Below are 16,984 nucleotides of genomic sequence, written 5' to 3'. Positions count from 1 at the left end.
ACGAGGGCATGCAGCGTGTTCGATCTTCGTTACTGGCAGCAACGGGCTGCCCAACAGACATTCATAGACCAGGCGCTGATCGGCGGTCGGCGCTTGCCGGCGGCATCCGGTGCCACCTTCGATGCGATCAACCCTGCCACCGGCCAGTTACTGGCCCGGGTCAGCGCCTGCGGTGCCGGCGAGGTAGACCTGGCGGTGGCCGCGGCGCGCCGGGCGTTCGAGCATGGCCCCTGGGCACGCATGGCGCCGGGGCAACGCAAGCAGGTCCTGCTGCGCCTGGCCGAGTCGATACTCGCCCATCGTGAAGAGCTGGCCTTGCTGGATTCGCTGAACATGGGCAAGCCGGTGATGGACGCCTGGAACATCGACGTGCCGGGCGCCGCCAATGTCTTTGCCTGGTACGCCGAGAGCATCGACAAACTCTACGACCAGGTAGCCCCCGGCGCGGCCGACAGCCATGTCAGCATCCGCCGCGAGCCACTGGGGGTGGTCGCTGCGGTGGTGCCTTGGAACTATCCCCTGGACATGGCCGCCTGGAAGCTGGCACCGGCCCTGGCCGCGGGCAACTCGGTGGTGCTCAAGCCCGCCGAGCAATCGCCGTTCTCGGCCCTGCGCCTGGCCGAGCTGGCCCTGGAGGCCGGTCTGCCCGAAGGCGTGCTCAACGTGGTACCGGGCCTGGGGCCCGAGGCCGGGCGCGCCCTGGGCTTGCACCCGGATGTGGACTGCCTGGTATTTACCGGGTCCACCGAGGTGGGCAAGTACTTCATGCAGTATTCGGCGCAGTCCAACCTCAAGCAGGTCTGGCTGGAGTGTGGCGGCAAGAGCCCGAACCTGGTGTTCGCCGATTGCCAGGACCTGGACCTGGCCGCCGAGAAGGCCGCGTTCGGCATCTTCTACAACCAGGGCGAGGTGTGCTCGGCCAACTCGCGGTTGCTGGTGCAGCGCAGCATCCACGATGAATTCGTCGAGCGCCTGCTGGCCAAGGCCCGGGACTGGCGCCCCGGCAATCCCCTGGACCCGGCCAGCCGCGCCGGGGCCATGGTCGATGCACGCCAGGCGGCCAGTGTCATGGCCCATATCGAGCGGGCGCGGGAGCAGGGCGCGCAGTTGGCCTGTGGCGGTCGGCGCTTGTCTATCGATGGCAGCGACAACTACATCGAGCCGACCATCTTCACCGGTGTCCAGCCGCAGATGAGCATCGCCCGCGAAGAGGTGTTCGGCCCGGTGCTGGCGGTGAGCGCATTCGACAGCGAGGAACAGGCCATCGCCCTGGCCAACGACAGCGTCTATGGTCTGGCGGCCTCGCTGTGGACCGACGACCTCAACCGGGCCCATCGGGTGGCCCGGCAGCTGCGGGTCGGCACCGTGTCGGTGAACACCGTGGATGCCTTGGACGTCACCGTGCCCTTTGGCGGTGCCCGGCAGTCGGGTTTCGGCCGCGACCTGTCGCTGCATGCCTTCGATAAATACACCCAGCTCAAGACCACCTGGATCCAGTTGCGCTGAGCGGCGCGGGTGCCTTGCGGTGCCGAGCGGCACCCTATCGCCTGCCTTCGGTGGCAGGTTCACAACAATAAGAACGGAGTATGTGGCATGACGACGAATGTCTTGGACGGGGCCACGGGTTCCGCCGCCAAGGGTGGTTTGCGCCGGGTCCTGGGCCTGGGCTCGCTGATCTCGGTGGCCGTGGGCCTGGTGGTGTCCCAGGGCGTGATGGTGATGATGCTGCAAGGCGCAGGCATGGCCGGCATGGGGTTCTTCATCCCGCTGCTGCTGGGCTACCTGCTGGCCCTGACCTATGCCTTGTCGTTTTCCGAACTGGCGCTGCTGGTGCCCCGGGCCGGTAGCCTGAGCAGCTACACCGAGGTGGCCATCGGGCACTTCCCGGCGATCCTCGCGACCTTCTCCGGCTACATGGTGGTGGCGATGTTCGCCCTGTCCGCCGAGCTGCTGCTCCTGGACCTGATCATCGGCAAGGTCTACCCCGGCGCGCTGCCGCCCATGCTGGTGGCCTATGGCGTGCTGGGCACCTTCACCGTGCTCAACCTGCTGGGCATCGACGTGTTCGCCAAGCTGCAGACGGTGTTGGCGGTGGTGATGGTGGTGATCTTGCTGACCCTGGGCCTGGGGGCCATCGGCAGTCCCCAGGCCGACCTGCAACTGCCCCTGGACCAGGGCTGGAACCCCATGGGCGTCGGGGCGCTGGCCCTGGCGGCGATGGCCATCTGGGGCTTCGTCGGCGCCGAGTTCGTCTGCCCGCTGGTGGAGGAGACCAAGCGGGCGGAGCGCAATATCCCGCGCTCGATGATCATCGGCCTGAGCCTGATCTTCCTGGTGATCACCCTGTATTGCCTGGGCGCCTTGCTGTGCATCCCCCGGGACCGGCTGGCGAGCGATCCGCTGCCGCATTTCCTGTTCGCCACCACGGTGTTCGGCGAGGCCGGCAAGGCGTTCCTGGTGGGTGCGGTGCTCACCGCCACCTGCAGCACGGTCAACTCGTCCCTGGCGGCGCTGCCCCGCATGCTCTACGGCATGGCCCACAACGGCCAGGCCTTCCCTCAGTTCAAGCGCTTGAGCCGGCGTACCCGCGCGCCCTGGGTGGCGGTGCTGTTCATCGCCGCCATCACCGGCCTGCCGATCCTGTTGCTGGGCCAGGACCCGGATTCGGTCAGCCTGCTGTTGCTGGCCGCGGCCCTGGCCTGGCTGTTGGCCTACATCATCGTGCACATCGACGTGATCGCCCTGCGCCGGCGCTATCCGGACGCGCCCCGGCCGTTCCGCTCGCCGTTCTATCCCTGGCCCCAGGTGGTGGGCATCGGCGGCATGCTGTTCGCGATCTACCACGCTTCGCCGGCGCCGGAGATGACTGCGCGGATCTTCGGCAGCGCCGGGGTGGTGCTGGGGATCATCTCGTTGATCGCCGTGCTCTGGGTCAAGCGGGTGATGCACAAGCCGCTGTTCACCCCGGAGCCCTTGGCGCCGGCCGCCCCGACAAGCCCTTCCGAGCAATCCACCTACAGTGCAGGAGAACGACCATGAGTGCTTATACTCCCCAGCCGCAACGCAGCACCCGGGACTACCAGGATCTGGACGCAGCGCACCATATCCATGCGTTCCTCGACCAAAAGGCCCTGAATGCCGAAGGTCCGCGAGTGATCGTCCGGGGTGAAGGCTTGCAGCTCTGGGATAACGACGGCAGGCGCTACCTGGACGGTATGTCCGGCCTGTGGTGCACCAACCTCGGTTATGGCCGCAAGGACCTGGCGGCCGCGGCCACGGCCCAGCTCGAACAGTTGCCGTACTACAACATGTTCTTCCACACCACCCACCCGGCGGTGGTGGAGTTGTCCGAGCTGCTGTTCAGCCTGTTGCCGGGGCACTACAGCCACGCCATCTACACCAATTCCGGTTCCGAGGCCAATGAGGTGCTGATCCGCACTGTGCGCCGCTACTGGCAGATCCTCGGCCAGCCGCAGAAGAAGGTGATGATCGGCCGCTGGAACGGCTATCACGGCTCGACACTCGCAGCCACGGCCCTGGGCGGCATGAAGTTCATGCATGAAATGGGCGGGCTGATTCCGGATGTCGCGCATATCGACGAACCCTACTGGTTCGCCCATGAGGGCAACTTGAGCCCGGCCGAGTTCGGCCTGCGTTGCGCCCGGCAGTTGGAGCAGAAGATTCTCGAACTGGGGGCCGAGAACGTCGCCGGGTTCATCGCCGAACCCTTCCAGGGCGCAGGGGGCATGATCTTCCCGCCGCAAAGCTACTGGCCAGAGATCCAGCGCATCTGCCGCCAGTACGACGTACTGCTGTGCGCCGACGAGGTGATCGGCGGGTTCGGGCGTACCGGCCAGTGGTTCGCCCACCAGCACTTCGGTTTCGAGCCCGATACCCTGTCCATCGCCAAGGGCCTGACCAGCGGCTACGTGCCCATGGGTGGGTTGGTGCTGGGCAAGCGCATCGCCCAGGTGCTGGTGGAGCAGGGTGGCGTGTTCGCCCACGGCCTGACCTATTCCGGGCACCCGGTGGCGGCCGCCGTGGCCATCGCCAACCTCAAGGCCCTGCGCGACGAGGGCGTGGTGGACCGGGTCCGCGACGATACCGGCCCGTACTTGCAGCAGTGCCTGCGGGAAGTGTTCGGCAATCATCCGCTGATTGGCGAAATCCAGGGCACCGGCCTGGTGGCCGCCTTGCAGTTCGCCAGGGACAAGGCCAGCCGCCAGCGTTTCGCCAACGAGAACGACATCGCCTGGCGCTGTCGCACCCTGGGTTTCGAGGAGGGGGTGATCATTCGCTCGACCCTGGGCCGGATGATCATGGCGCCGGCCCTGGTGGCGACCCGGGCGGACATCGATGAGCTGGTGGACAAGACCCGTCGGGCGCTGGAGCGCACCGCGCAGGAACTGGCGGCGGGGCAGTTGCCCGGGGCCTAGCATGGACGGTGACGGCCTGTGCGGCCGGCACCATTGGTTGCAGCGAGGTGCACGGGGCACCTCGCAGTGCCGGTCAGAGGCCGGCGTTCTCCCCGGCAATGGTCTTGGGCTTGCCGTAGTGCCATTCGTAGACCACGAACTTGAAGTCCTTGAGGTCGCCTTTTTCATCGAAGCTCAGGTCCCCGGTCGGGGTCTTGAAGGTGCCGGCGTGGATCGCCTCGGCGACCTTCTCCGGATCTTCGCTCTTGGCTGCGGCGATGGCGCCGGCAATCACCTGCACTGCCGAGTAGGACGGCAGCACGAACGGGCCGCTGGGGTTCTCCTTCTTGGCTTCGAAGGCTTCTACCAGCGCCTTGTTGGCCGGGTCCTGGTCGAAGGATTTGGGCAGGGTCACCAGCATGCCTTCGGAGGCATCCTTGGCGATCTGCGAGATGGAGTCGTTACCCACGCCCTCGGGCCCCATGAAGCGCGCGGTCAGGCCCTTTTCCTTGGCCTGGCGCAGCAGCAGGCCCATTTCCGGGTGGTAGCCGCCGAAGTACACGAAGTCGACATTGGCCTGCTTGAGCTTGGTCAGCAGCGAGGAGTAGTCGCGCTCGCCGACGTTGATGCCCTCGAACATCGCCACCTTGATGCCTTCCTTGCCAAGGATGTCCTTGACCGAGCTGGCGATGCCTTCACCGTACTGCTGCTTGTCGTGGAGCACGGCGACGTTGGCGGGCTTGAGCTTGGCGATGTAGCGTGCCGCCGCCGGGCCCTGGGCGTTGTCCAGGCCGATGGTGCGGAACACCATCTTGTAGCCACGGGAGGTCAGCTCGGGGCTGGTGGCGGCCGGGGTGATCATCACGATGCCTTCGTCCTCGTAGATGTCCGAGGCCGGTTGGGTGGAACTGGAGCACAGGTGGCCGACCACGTACTTGACGCCGTCGTTGACCACCTTGTTGGCCACGGCCACCGCTTGCTTGGGATCGCAGGCGTCGTCGTATTCAACGGCTTCGAGCTGCTTGCCGTCGACGCCGCCCTTGGCGTTGATCTGCTCGATGGCCATGCGCGCGCCGCTGAACTGCATGTCGCCGTATTGCGCCACCGGGCCGGTCTTGGCCCCGGCGATGCCGATCCGGATGGTGTCGGCGGCCAGGGAATGGCAGGCGAGACCGGCGAGGATCATGGCGCTGAGCAGTTGGGTGGCTTTGTTATTGATACGACTCATTGTGGGTTCCACTCCTGTGGGTAACGGTTCTAAGGGTGTTGCCGGTGTTGCAGGGATGGCCGGCTCGGCGGCCATCCGGATGGTGGATTGCCGCTGGCCCGGTTCAGGGCAGCGCCTTGCCGAAGGCCAGCAGCGGTGCGGTGGCGGCGCAGGCCTCCAGGGCCTGGTCGAGGTCGGCCAGCAGGTCGTCGATGTCCTCCAGGCCCACCGACAGGCGTACCAGGCCTTCGGCGATGCCGTGCTCGGCGCGCTCCTCGGGGCTGTAGGTGGAATGGGTCATGCTCGCCGGGTGCTGGGCCAGGGACTCGGCATCTCCCAGGCTCACCGCCCGGCTGAACAGTTGCAGGGCATTCATGAAACGGGTGCCGGTGGCCAGGCCACCCTTGAGTTCGAAGGCGATCATGCCGCCGGGCAATTTCATCTGTTGCCGGGCCAGGGCGTACTGGGCGAAGGACGGCAGGCCGGGGTAGGCCACCCACTGCACCAGCGGGTGCGCCTCCAGGTAGCGGGCCACGGCCAGGGCGTTGGCGCAGTGGCGGTCCATGCGCAGGGCCAGGGTCTTGAGCCCACGCATCAGCAGGAAGGCATCCTGGGGCGACAGCACGGCGCCGGTCAGGTCCTTCAGGCCTTGCAGGCGGATCTTCTGTGCCAGCTCCTGGCGGGTGACGACGATGCCGGCGGTGATGTCGCCGTGGCCGCTCAGGTACTTGGTGGCCGAATGCAGCACCAGGTCGGCGCCCAGTTCCAGGGGGCGCTGCAGGTAGGGCGTGCAGTAGGTGTTGTCCACCACCAGGGTGAGGTCGCGGTACTGGTGGGCGATCGCGGCCACGGCGGCGATGTCGACCAATTGCATATTGGGGTTGGCTGGCGATTCGAAGTAGATCACCCGCGTGTCGGGGCTGATGGCGGCCTGCAACTGGCCTGGCTCGGTCATGTCCACATGGCGCACCTTGACCCCGAATTCACCGAGGCCGTGGTGCAGCAGGGCGAAGGTGCAGCCGTAGAGAGTACGGTTGACCAGGATCTCGTCCCCCGGACGCAGCAAGGTCCAGAGGGTGGCGGCGATGGCCCCCATGCCGGAGCCGAAGGCCACCGCGGCCTCGCCGTGTTCCAGGTCGGCCATGCGGGCTTCCAGCAGGGCCAGGGTCGGGTTGCCGATACGGGTGTAGAAATAGCCGGGCTCTTCGCCGGCAAAGCAGCCGGCGCCGTATTCGGCGGTGGCGAAGGTGAAAGTGGACGTCAGGTAGATCGGCGGGATCAACGCACCCTGGTGTTGCTGGGGGTCGTAGCCGTGATGGATGGCGCGGGTGGAAAAACCAAGGTCGCTGTTTTTATTGTTCATGGTGGACGCTCCGGATTTGCTCTAATGCTATGCTCAAATCCGGCGCAATATTTTCTAATCTGACCCCTGTAAAAGCGCTCGATTGGAATAAAAAACCATAAAAACAAGATTAAGAGGCAAGATATGCCCGCTGGCCTGGATCGTACCGACAAAGCCCTGCTGGTCGCGCTGCAAGACAACGCGCGGCTGACCACCGCCGAACTGGCCGACAGTGTCGCGCTCACCACCTCTCCCTGCTGGCGCCGGGTCAAGCTCCTGGAAGAGAGCGGGGTGATCACCGGCTACCAGGCGATCCTTTCGCCCAAGGCCCTGGGTTATGGCGTCACCGCGTTCGTCAGCGTGATGATGGAATCCCACTCCCGCGAGACCGCCCGGGCCTTCGAGCAACGGCTGCTGGACATCCCCGAGATCATCGCCTGCCACAACGTTTCCGGGCGTTATGACTTTCTCCTCGAGGTGCTGGCCAGGGACCTGGAGTCCTTCGGCGAGTTCGCCCGCGAGGTGCTGCAGACCCTGCCGGCGGTCAAGGAGATCTACTCCAGTTTCTCGTTCAAGTCGGTCAAGCCGGCGCGGTTGATCCCGGTGCTGCAGCAAGGCGGCTGACGGCAGTGCGGATCAGTGCAAGTGCTGCTGGTCCAGGTGCTCTTTCAGACATTCGATGAACGCTTGGTGCTTGCGCGTTTGCCGCCGGTGCACCGGGTAGATCGCGTGGATCCGCGGGCCGAACTGCTCCGGATCGAGCACCGCTTCCGGTAGCAGTTGCACCAGTTCGCCGCGTTGCAGGTAGGGCGCCGCGCTCCACTGCGGGCACAGTTGCAGGCCCAGGCCGGCCAGCAGCGCGCCGAACAGGAAATCGTAGTTGTCGCTGGCCAGCCGTGGCACGGGCTGGGCCACTCGATGCTGCTGGCCCCCGAGGCTGAAGCGCCAGAAGTGCGGGTTCAGCGCCGGGTGGCGGAAGATCAGCCAGTCGTGTTCGTGGAAGGTCTGCGCTGTCACCGCCAGCGGCTTGCGTTGCAGGTAGCGCGGGCTGGCACAGAGCAGGATGCGGTTGGCGGTCAGCGGCCGGGCGATCAGGTCCGGCAGGTCCACCGGGCCGTCGCGCACCGCCAGGTCGTAGCCGCCAGCGAGCAGGTCGACGAACTCGTCGGTCAGCTCCACTTCCAGGCGCATCTGCGGGTAGAGCTCGAGAAAGCGGTAGCACACCGCGTTGAGAAAGGCCGGGGCGAAGGAGGGCGGTGCCACCAGGCGCAAGGTGCCGCACATTTCCTGTTGCAGCTGGTCGATGTGTTCCTGGGCCTGTTGCAGTTGGAACAGCACCTGGCGAGCACTGGCCAGGTAGAGATGCCCGGCCTCGGTCAGGGCGATGCGGCGCGTGGAGCGTTCGAACAGCCGCGTGCCCAGTTGGGTCTCCAGGTGCGTCACCGCCTTGGTCAGGGCCGAGGTGGTCTTGCCCAGGCAGGCGGCGGCGCGGGTGAAGCTGCCCTGGTCGGCGGTGGCGACGAACATGCTGATGGCGCCCAGTTGGTCCATGGGTCTTGCCTCTTTGGAAAGAATGAGTTGCTCGGCGCAGTATTCTTAAATCCCCCCGGGCTTGGCTAGTCTCGTGGTCATTCTGACCAAGGGGTGCCAACGACAATGAAAAACGCTCTGAAGATCACGCTGGCCTCGGCGCTGGCTTGCACATCGCTGCCGAGCCTGGCGGCGGTGGACCTGCTGCTGCATAACGGCAAGGTGTTCACCGCCGAGCAGGGCCAGCCCCTGCAGCAGGCGATAGCGGTGGAGCAGGGGCGGATCGTCAAGGTCGGCAGCGACGCCCAGGTGCTGGCACTCAAGGCGGCCGGCACCCAGGTGGTCGACTTGCAGGGCAAGGTGCTGATGCCCGGCTTCATCGACAGCCACAGCCACGCGATCTTCGGCGGTCTCAAGCTCAAGGCCGCGGACCTGGAAAGCCAGCAGTTGCCGCTGGATGAACTGGAGCGGCGCCTGCGCGGCTGGCGCGACGACGGCAAGGCGCGCCATGGCGATACCCTGAGCGTCAGCGGTTTTCCATCCACCTACTGGAGCCAGGTGGATGCGCTGGAGCAACGCTTCAACCAGGGCGAGTGGGCGGATACACCGATCCTGTTCGTCGGCTGGGACTACCACACGGGCTGGGCCAACCGCGCCATGCTCAAGCGTGCCGGCATCGACGCCCAGCGGGTCAAGGCGCTGACGGGCGAGGCGGTGGCGACCATCGGTCATCATCCCGATGGCACGCCCAATGGCTTCGTTGCCGATGCCGGGCTCTCGGCCCTGACCTCCCAGGTACCGGCGCCGAGTTTCGAGCAGATGCTCGACGCTGGGCGCGCCGCCAGGGACCTGAACCACAGCCTGGGCATCACCGCGCTGATGGACCCGGCGGCCAACGCGGTACCCAGTGACGCGCTGTTCGCGATGCAGCCCACGGCCCAGACCGTGGGCGTCTTGCCGGTGTACAAGGCGCTGGCCGAGAAAGGCGAACTGGAGCTGCGGGTCGCCGCGTTGATGGTGGCCAATCCCAAGAGCCGGCCAGCGGACCTTGCGGTACTGGACCAGGTACGCCGGCAATTTCTCGATGTGCCCAACCTGAGCTTGCCGGGGATCAAGATCTTCGCCGATGGCGTCGCCGAGTTTCCGGCCCAGACCGCGTCGTTGCTGACGCCCTACAAGAACTCGCAGAAGGGCGGCGAGCTGCTGATCGACCCGGCGCATTTCGGCGAGCTGGTCAGCGCCGCCGACGCCCGTGGCTGGCTGGTGCATGTGCACGCCATCGGCGATCGCGCGGTGCGTGAGGCGCTCAACGGCATCGAGCAAGCCCGGCGCCAGCGCCATAGCGGCGTGGTGCACTCGATCACCCACTTGCAAATGGTCAATCCCAAGGAATTCGCGCGCTTCAAGCCGCTGGACGTGATCGCCTCGATGCAGCTGTATTGGGCTTCCGCCGATGAGCTGAGCATCGACCTGCTCAAGCCCTACATCACGGCCATGCAGTTTCAGTTCATGTACCCGGCGCGCTCGTTGTTGAAGAACGGCGCCACCCTCGCCGGTGCCAGCGATTGGCCGGTGAGCACGCCCGAGCCATGGAAGGCCATCGCCCAGGCGGTCAGTCGCAAGGGTCCCAAGGGGGTGTTGAACAAGAACGAGGGTATCGACCGCCAGGCCATGTTCTATGCCTACACCCGCAATGCTGCCCGCGCCATCGGTCTGGAGCAGCAGATCGGCAGCCTGGTCCCGGGCAAGCAGGCCGACCTGATTGTGCTCGATCGCGATGTGTTCCAGGTTCCCGATGAGCAGTTGGCCGGCACCCAGGTGCTGAGCACCTATTTCGCCGGTCGCGAGGTCTACCGCCGTCCGGGCGAATGACCTCAGGCCATTGCACCAAAGCGGCCCGCGACCCTGTTCGCGGGCTTTTTTTCAGCCGGCGATCAGGCTCCGTCGATGATGCTGGAGACATTGATCGACCTGGGCCCTGGCGTTTTTCCCGGTGGCGGCGAAGGCCTGCGCCATGGCCTGTCCGGCGCTTGAACGGTTGACGTTGGCAGCGGCTTGTTCCTATTCTTTGTCAATCGACAAATAATAGGAGCGTTCGATGAAAACCCTCAAGGGCCCCAGCCTGCACCTGGCGCAGTTCAGCGCCGACACGGCGCCATTCAACGATCTGCCGGGCATCGCCCGCTGGGCCGCCGACCTGGGCTTCAAGGCGTTGCAGATCCCGGCCTGGGACGAGCGGCTGTTCGATGTCGCCACGGCGGCGCACAGCCAGGACTACTGCGATGAGGTCAAGGGCCAACTGGCCGAGCACGGCCTGGTGATCAGCGAGCTGACCACCCACATCTTCGGCCAGCTGGTGGCGGTACACCCGGCCTACGACGCGATGTGCGACAACTTCGCCCCCCAGGCCCTGCGCGGCAATCCCAAGGCGCGCACCGACTGGGCCATGGAACGCATGCAACTGGCGGCGCGGGCTTCCCGGCGCCTGGGGCTTGCTGACATGGGCACTTTCTCCGGCTCGCTGGCCTGGCCCTATCTGTTTCCCTTTCCCCAGCGCCCCGACGGCCTGATCGAGACCGCGTTCGCCGAACTGGCGCGGCGCTGGCGGCCGATCCTCGACACCTGCGACGAGCAAGGGGTCAACCTGTGCTACGAGATCCACCCCAGCGAGGACCTGCACGACGGCACCAGCTTCGAGCGCTTCTTCGACCTGGTGGACCGGCATCCGCGTTGCCACATCCTTTTCGATCCCAGCCACTTCGTGCTGCAGCAACTGGACTACCTGGCGTACCTGGACATCTACCACGAGCGCATCCGCATGTTTCACGTCAAGGATGCCGAGTTCAATCCCAGCGGTCGCCAGGGCATCTACGGCGGCTACAGCGCCTGGGTCGAGCGGGCCGGGCGGTTCCGTTCGCTCGGCGACGGCCAGGTGGATTTCAAGGGGATCTTTTCCAAGCTGGCGCAATACGACTATGGCGGCTGGGCGACCCTGGAGTGGGAGTGCTGCCTCAAGGACCAGGAGGACGGCGCCCGGGAAGGCGTGGAGTTCATCAACCGCCACATGATCCGCGTCACCGAACGGATCTTCGACGACTTCGCCGGTGCCCGCATCGACCGCCAACAGATCGACGCCATGCTCGGCATCGCCTGAACCTTGCCCACGGAGATCACTATTGATGAATGCCTTTACCGACAACACCCAGGTCGATGCCAACGGCCTGGCCCATCGCTACGTGCGCATCGACGGCCAGCGGATCCATTGCGTCAGTGCCGGCAGTGGCCGGCCGGTGCTGCTGATTCCCGGCTGGCCGCAGACCTGGTACGCCTGGCGCGAGGTGATCCAGGCCCTGGCCGCCCGGGGCTTCCAGGCCATCGCCGTGGACCCGCCGGGCACCGGGCAATCCGATCGCCCGGAGCACGGCTACGACACCGGCGCCGTGGCCGATGTGCTGCACCGAGTGATGGAGCAGCTGGGGTTCGAACGCTACAGCGTGGTCGGCCATGACGTAGGCATGTGGGTCGCCTACGCCCTGGCCAGCGACCGGCCCGAGGCGGTGGAGCGCCTGGCGCTGACCGAGGCGGTGATCCCGGGGCTGGCCGAGGCGCCGCCGATCTTCGTCGAGCCGGGGCAGAACATCTTTCTTTGGCACTTCATGTTCAACCAGTTGCGCGATTTGCCGGAAGCGCTGATCGCCGGCCGCGAGCGGGTCTACCTCAACTACATCTTCGACAAGTGGTCCCACCGCCGCGATGCAGTGGCCACCGAGGAGTACATCCAGGCCTATGCTGTGCCGGGTGGCCTGCGTGCGGGCTTCGCCTACTACCGGGCGATTCCCGAGACTGTGCGCCAGAACCAGCAGCGCGCCGAACGGTTGCTGGCAATGCCGGTGCTGGCCATCGGCGCCGAGCACGCTACCAACGATGCTCCGCTGCTGACCCTGCAGGGCCGGGCCAGCGATCTGCGTGGCGCCATCGTGCCGGACTGCGGGCACTTCATCATGGAGGAGGCGCCAGAGGCTTTCCTTGGCCACTTGCTGCCGTTCCTGGAAGAGCAGGCGGGCTGAGCCTCGACCGTCGTCCCCGGGCAGGGAAAATGGCCCGGGGAGCGCGCAAATCTAATATCATTTCGTCCCGGCGCCCCGTGCCGGCCGGCGATCGGGCCACACCGATCGCCGCTCATCCTGACGAGATACCTGACTCCCATGGCTGGAAGACCCCGCGAATTCGACCGCAACCAGGCGTTGCGCCAGGCGCTCGAACTGTTCTGGGCCCGTGGTTTCGAAACCACCTCCATGGCCGACCTGGTGGCTGCGCTGGGCATCGCCTCGGCACGGATCTACGCTGCCTTCGGTTCCAAGGAGGCGCTGTTTCGCGAAGCCATCGAGCTGTACGAGAGCCAAGAGGGTGGTTTCGCCGATCGGGCCCTGGCCGAAGAGCCCAGTGCCCGAGCCGCCATCGCCCGCCTGCTCAATGAGGCCGTGCAACTCTATACCCGGCCAGGCCAGCCCCTGGGCTGCATGGTGGTGTCCTCGGCGGTGAACTGCTCCAGCGACAACGACGGCGTGCGCCAGTGGCTGGCCGAGCACCGGCGGGCGCGCACCGCCAGCATCGTCCAGCGGCTGCAGGTGGCGGTGCAGTCGGGGGAACTGGCAGGTCATGGCGATGCAACTTCCCTGGGCGATTATTACTCTACGGTGCTGCATGGCCTGTCGGTGCAAGCCCGGGATGGCGCCAGCGCCGAGCAACTGCGCAAGGTGGTGGCGCTGGCCATGGGCGTCCTCGATACCGCGCTTGATGTAAGCCCTGGCTAACCTGCGACTCATTACCCTGGCTGCGCTCGTCGTGGGCGCCAGACAGCGCTACCAGACGGGCCTGGTTTTTTCTCGGATCCAGGATCCGCTCCACCTTCGAACGAGTAGTACGTCCCCGACATGAGCAATCCCCAGGCGACACCCCAAGGTAACTGGCAGTCGGTCATCGCGTTGGCCCTGGCCGCCTTTGTCTTCAACACCACCGAATTCGTCCCGGTCGGGCTCCTGAGCGCCATCGGCGCGAGCTTCGACCTGGCCAGCGAACAGGTCGGGCTGATGCTGACCATCTACGCCTGGGTGGTGTCCCTGACCTCGCTGCCGGTGATGCTGCTGACCCGCAACGTCGAGCGCCGGCGCTTGCTCACGCTGCTGTTCGGCTTGTTCATCCTCAGCCACGTGCTGTCCAGCCTGGCCACCAGCTTCGGCCTGTTGATGCTCAGTCGCATCGGCATCGCCCTGGCCCACGCATTGTTCTGGTCGATCACCGCCTCCCTGGCGGTGCGCCTGGCCCCGGCGGGCAAACAGGTACAGGCCCTCGGCCTGCTGGCCACCGGCACCTCGCTGGCCATGGTCCTGGGCATTCCCCTGGGGCGCCTGCTGGGCGAGGCCCTGGGCTGGCGCACCACCTTCAGCGTGATCGCCGGCCTGGCGGCACTGCTGGTGCTGTGGCTGATCCGTACCTTGCCGCTGTTGCCCAGCCAGAACTCCGGTTCGCTGCGCAGCCTGCCGCTGCTGTTCAAGCGCCCGGCGCTGGTGGCGGCCTACGTGTTGACGGCCATGGTGGTGACGGCGCAGTTCACCGCCTACAGCTACGTCGAGCCCTTCATCAAGGTGGCCTCGGGCCTGGGCGGCGACGTGGTGACCCTGGTGCTGCTGGTGTTCGGCGGCTCGGGGATCATCGGCTCGCTGCTGTTCAGCCGCCTGCACCGCCACAGCCCCCAGGGTTTCCTGCTGGTGGCGGTGACCCTGTTGATGCTGTGCCTGGGCCTGTTGCTGCCGCTCAACGGTCATGTCGGGTCGCTGGTGGCGCTGAGCGTGGTCTGGGGCATGGCGATCATGGGGTTCGGCCTCTCGCTGCAGTCCAAGGTCCTGACCCTGGCGCCGGACGCCACCGACGTGGCGATGGCGATGTTCTCCGGGATTTACAACATCGGCATCGGCGGTGGCGCCTTGCTCGGCAGCTGGGTCGGCGGGCAACTGGGGTTCGCCTATGTCGGCGTGGCCGGCGGCGCCCTGGCGGCCCTGGCGCTGATGCTCTATGGCTGGTCGAGCTGGCGCCTGGCCCGCGCCACCGCGCAATGAAGCCCTGGGTGTAATCGCTGCCGCAGGCTCGCCGGGCACGTAGCGGCCACCAGAGCGGTGTTGGTCGAGCGTTCGCTGAAGGCCCTGCGGGCCGTGTCGCAGCCTCGCGGGCTCGACAGCGGCTACAGGGTTTCGTGCCGGCGGGCAGGAGGTTGGCTGGCCAGACCGGTGGCGGGCTGGTGGTTCAACAATGCACCGATCGCCACGGCGTAGTCCTTGCCGGCCAGGTTCATGCTGTTGTTATGGGTGCCGCCGGGCACCAGCAGCAGTCTTTTCGGTGGCAGTGCTGCGGCGAACAGTTGTTGGCTCAAGCGGGCGGGGACGTAGTCGTCCTTGAGGCCGTGGACCACCAGCAACGGCATGCCGATGTCGGCGATCTTGTCGATGGAGTCGAACTTCTGCGACATCACCCAGCGTACCGGCAGGCGGGTCTTGGTCACTGCCGCTGCCGCATCGCCCAGGGTAGTGAAGGTGGATTCGACGATCAGGCCACGCGCGGCCACCGGGCGCTGCTCGCTGGCGGCCTGGCGACCCAACTCGGCGGCCAGGTCGATGGCCACCGCGCCGCCCAGGGAGTGGCCGTAGATCAGGCGCTTGCCCGCCTCGGGCTGCAATACCTCGAGGCGTTCCCAGGCCACGCGGGCATCTTCATAGACGCTGGCCTCGGAGGGCAGCTCGCCGTGGCTCTGGCCAAACCCCCGGTAGTCGATGGCCAGCACCGAGTAGCCCAGGGCATGCAACTGCTCGATGCGAAACAGCTGGCCGGTGAGGTTCCAGCGCACCCCGTGCAGGTAGAGGATCGCGGGCGCATCGGCGCGTTGCGCCGGCCACCACCAGGCATGGATGTTCTGTCCGGTCTTGAAGCGGCTGGACTTGAGCTCCAGCTCCCGCACCGCCTGCGGCAGGCCGTGGAACCAGCCGGCGGTACCGGGCTCGATGCGAAACACCAGCTGGCGTTCCTTGTGCTGCAGCACCGCGCAACTGGTTGGCAGGCCAATGACCAGCAGGGCCATGCACAGCAGGGGGAGCCAGCGGCGACGCAGGCGCTGGGGCAGGGAGGGGGACATAAAGGGGCTACCGGTGAATAATTCAAGAGGCGTTTTAACAGAAGTCGCCGGCCGGGCTGTACTGGTTTCTGCCATAGCCCGGGTAATCATCCGTCGGGCACAGTGCGCACTGGAAGTTCAAGCGGGTGGTGATTCACAGGGTATGGAGAGAATTTGCGTACCCGTGAAATCGGCCAAGGGACGCGGGACTTGTTAGGTAAAAAGTTGCAAGGTACAACTATCTGACCAGTCCAGAGGCGCCTCCCATGCCGAATCCGTCCGCCGCCCTTGTCCAGTCCCTTCGCCAGGCCTCTCGGCACATGGTCCGTGAGCTGGGCTTCATGCAGGCCACACTGGCTGCCACCGATTACCCGCCCTCGGCGGTGCATGCGTTGCTGGAGATCGGGCAGGGCAACGCCTTGACCGCCAGTGACCTGGTACGGGTACTGGGGCTGGAAAAGTCCAGCATCAGCCGCCTGGTGCGCAAGCTGGTGGACGCCGGAGAGGTCGTCGAGGAGTCCCACGAAGGGGATGCCCGCTCGAAGACGTTGCGCCTCACCCGCCAGGGTCGCAGGACTCTAGGCGCCATCGACCGTTTCGCCTGCACCCAGGTCGTCGCTGCCCTGGCGCACTTGAGTCCGGCCGGGCAGGAGCGCGCCGCGGCGGGTATTGCCGACTATGCCCAGGCTTTGGGTGCGGTGCGCCGGGGGGAGGTTCCCGCAGTGAGCGAGGCCTGGTCCATCGCCCGGGGCTATCGACCGGGAGTGATTGGCCGTATCGCCGAGATGCACGCCTGCTACTACGCCGCCCTGGTCGGCTTCGGCCAGCCCTTCGAAAGCCTGGTGGCGGCGGACATGGCCGAGCTGATGGGGCGCTTGCACAACCCGCGCAATGAAGTCTGGGTGGCGCTGCTGGGGGAACGGATTGTCGGTTCCATCGCCATTGACGGGGAGGGCGAGGGGGGGGAAGCAATCCTGCGTTGCTTCATTCTCGATGAGGTTGCCCGCGGCCAGGGGCTGGGCCGGCGCCTGCTGGTCGAGGCCCTGGCGTTCTGCGACCGATGGGGCTTTGCTGCCACCCGCCTGTGGACCTTCAAGGGGCTGGATGCGGCACGCGCCCTGTATGAGGAACAGGGTTTTGTGCTGGTGCAGGAACAGGTGGGCGAGCAATGGGGCGCGGCTGTGATCGAGCAATGTTTTGTGCGGCCAGGAGTGGAGCCTGGTAGCCGCTGCTGAGCCTGTGAAGCGGCGTAAAGCCCGCAGGGCCTTGCCTGGCGATCCTGTGTCGAACCCATAGCGGCCCTGAACACCTGCATCCTGGCGACGCGG

Annotated in this window: 14 protein-coding genes; 10 read left to right on the top strand and 4 right to left on the bottom strand. The window is 66.2% G+C overall.

Annotated features, from left to right (window positions below; all coding sequences use genetic code 11):
• Positions 1-15 precede the first annotated feature (15 nt).
• The 3 genes from H7A76_RS29930 (at position 16) to H7A76_RS29920 (ending at position 4,436) form a co-directional block, all read left to right on the top strand.
• Positions 16-1,506, top strand: a complete 1,491-nt coding sequence (locus H7A76_RS29930; RefSeq protein WP_185701846.1) for an aldehyde dehydrogenase — start codon at positions 16-18, stop codon at positions 1,504-1,506.
• A gap of 87 nt (positions 1,507-1,593) precedes the next feature.
• Entirely contained in the window at positions 1,594-3,039 is a 1,446-nt protein-coding gene (locus tag H7A76_RS29925; RefSeq protein WP_185701845.1) for an APC family permease, read from the top strand.
• On the top strand, positions 3,036-4,436 hold the full coding sequence (locus H7A76_RS29920) for an aspartate aminotransferase family protein (RefSeq protein WP_185701844.1): 1,401 nt from the start codon (positions 3,036-3,038) through the stop codon (positions 4,434-4,436). The genes H7A76_RS29925 and H7A76_RS29920 overlap by 4 nt, the downstream gene beginning before the upstream one ends.
• Positions 4,437-4,509: 73 nt before the next feature.
• Here H7A76_RS29920 and H7A76_RS29915 read toward each other — a convergent pair whose 3' ends face one another.
• Together H7A76_RS29915 and H7A76_RS29910 are read right to left on the bottom strand one after the other, a co-directional pair.
• Entirely contained in the window at positions 4,510-5,643 is a 1,134-nt protein-coding gene (locus H7A76_RS29915) for a branched-chain amino acid ABC transporter substrate-binding protein (RefSeq protein WP_185701843.1), read from the bottom strand.
• Positions 5,644-5,746: 103 nt separating this feature from the next.
• The gene (locus H7A76_RS29910; protein WP_185701842.1) at positions 5,747-6,985 is read right to left on the bottom strand and encodes a methionine gamma-lyase; all 1,239 of its coding nucleotides are present in this window, start codon (positions 6,983-6,985) and stop codon (positions 5,747-5,749) included.
• A gap of 123 nt (positions 6,986-7,108) precedes the next feature.
• On the opposite strand from H7A76_RS29910, the gene H7A76_RS29905 reads away from it, so the two are divergent.
• A complete protein-coding gene (locus tag H7A76_RS29905; protein WP_085598000.1) occupies positions 7,109-7,588 on the top strand; it encodes an Lrp/AsnC family transcriptional regulator in 480 nt (159 codons plus the stop codon).
• A 12-nt stretch (positions 7,589-7,600) separates the two neighbouring features.
• On the opposite strand, the gene H7A76_RS29900 is transcribed toward H7A76_RS29905, so the two are convergent.
• On the bottom strand, positions 7,601-8,515 hold the full coding sequence (locus tag H7A76_RS29900) for a LysR family transcriptional regulator (protein WP_185701841.1): 915 nt from the start codon (positions 8,513-8,515) through the stop codon (positions 7,601-7,603).
• Positions 8,516-8,620: 105 nt separating this feature from the next.
• On the opposite strand from H7A76_RS29900, the gene H7A76_RS29895 reads away from it, so the two are divergent.
• The 5 genes from H7A76_RS29895 to H7A76_RS29875 all read left to right on the top strand — a co-directional run bounded on the left by H7A76_RS29895 (position 8,621) and on the right by H7A76_RS29875 (position 14,610).
• Entirely contained in the window at positions 8,621-10,366 is a 1,746-nt protein-coding gene (locus tag H7A76_RS29895; protein WP_185701840.1) for an amidohydrolase, read from the top strand.
• A 226-nt stretch (positions 10,367-10,592) separates the two neighbouring features.
• Positions 10,593-11,648 carry a sugar phosphate isomerase/epimerase family protein gene (locus H7A76_RS29890; RefSeq protein ID WP_185701839.1) on the top strand — a complete coding sequence of 352 codons (1,056 nt, stop codon included), beginning with the start codon at positions 10,593-10,595 and terminating at the stop codon, positions 11,646-11,648.
• A 25-nt stretch (positions 11,649-11,673) separates the two neighbouring features.
• Positions 11,674-12,561, top strand: a complete 888-nt coding sequence (locus H7A76_RS29885; RefSeq protein ID WP_185701838.1) for an alpha/beta fold hydrolase — start codon at positions 11,674-11,676, stop codon at positions 12,559-12,561.
• 138 nt (positions 12,562-12,699) lie between these two features.
• Positions 12,700-13,308, top strand: coding sequence for a TetR/AcrR family transcriptional regulator (locus H7A76_RS29880; RefSeq protein WP_185701837.1), 609 nt, complete (start codon positions 12,700-12,702; stop codon positions 13,306-13,308).
• A gap of 120 nt (positions 13,309-13,428) precedes the next feature.
• Positions 13,429-14,610: a sugar transporter gene (locus H7A76_RS29875; protein ID WP_185701836.1), complete on the top strand. Its 1,182-nt coding sequence runs from the start codon at positions 13,429-13,431 to the stop codon at positions 14,608-14,610.
• A 122-nt stretch (positions 14,611-14,732) separates the two neighbouring features.
• On the opposite strand, the gene H7A76_RS29870 is transcribed toward H7A76_RS29875, so the two are convergent.
• A complete protein-coding gene (locus H7A76_RS29870) occupies positions 14,733-15,677 on the bottom strand; it encodes an alpha/beta hydrolase (protein ID WP_185701835.1) in 945 nt (314 codons plus the stop codon).
• 245 nt (positions 15,678-15,922) lie between these two features.
• Here H7A76_RS29870 and H7A76_RS29865 point away from each other — a divergent pair, with 245 nt between their 5' ends.
• Positions 15,923-16,891, top strand: a complete 969-nt coding sequence (locus H7A76_RS29865; RefSeq protein WP_185701834.1) for a bifunctional helix-turn-helix transcriptional regulator/GNAT family N-acetyltransferase — start codon at positions 15,923-15,925, stop codon at positions 16,889-16,891.
• Positions 16,892-16,984: the final 93 nt, after the last annotated feature.

The organism is Pseudomonas sp. MSSRFD41 (assembly GCF_014230245.1).
GTDB lineage: Bacteria > Pseudomonadota > Gammaproteobacteria > Pseudomonadales > Pseudomonadaceae > Aquipseudomonas > Aquipseudomonas piscis.
The sequence above is the reverse complement of the archived record's forward strand: the minus strand, read 5'-3'. Positions and strand labels throughout refer to the sequence as shown.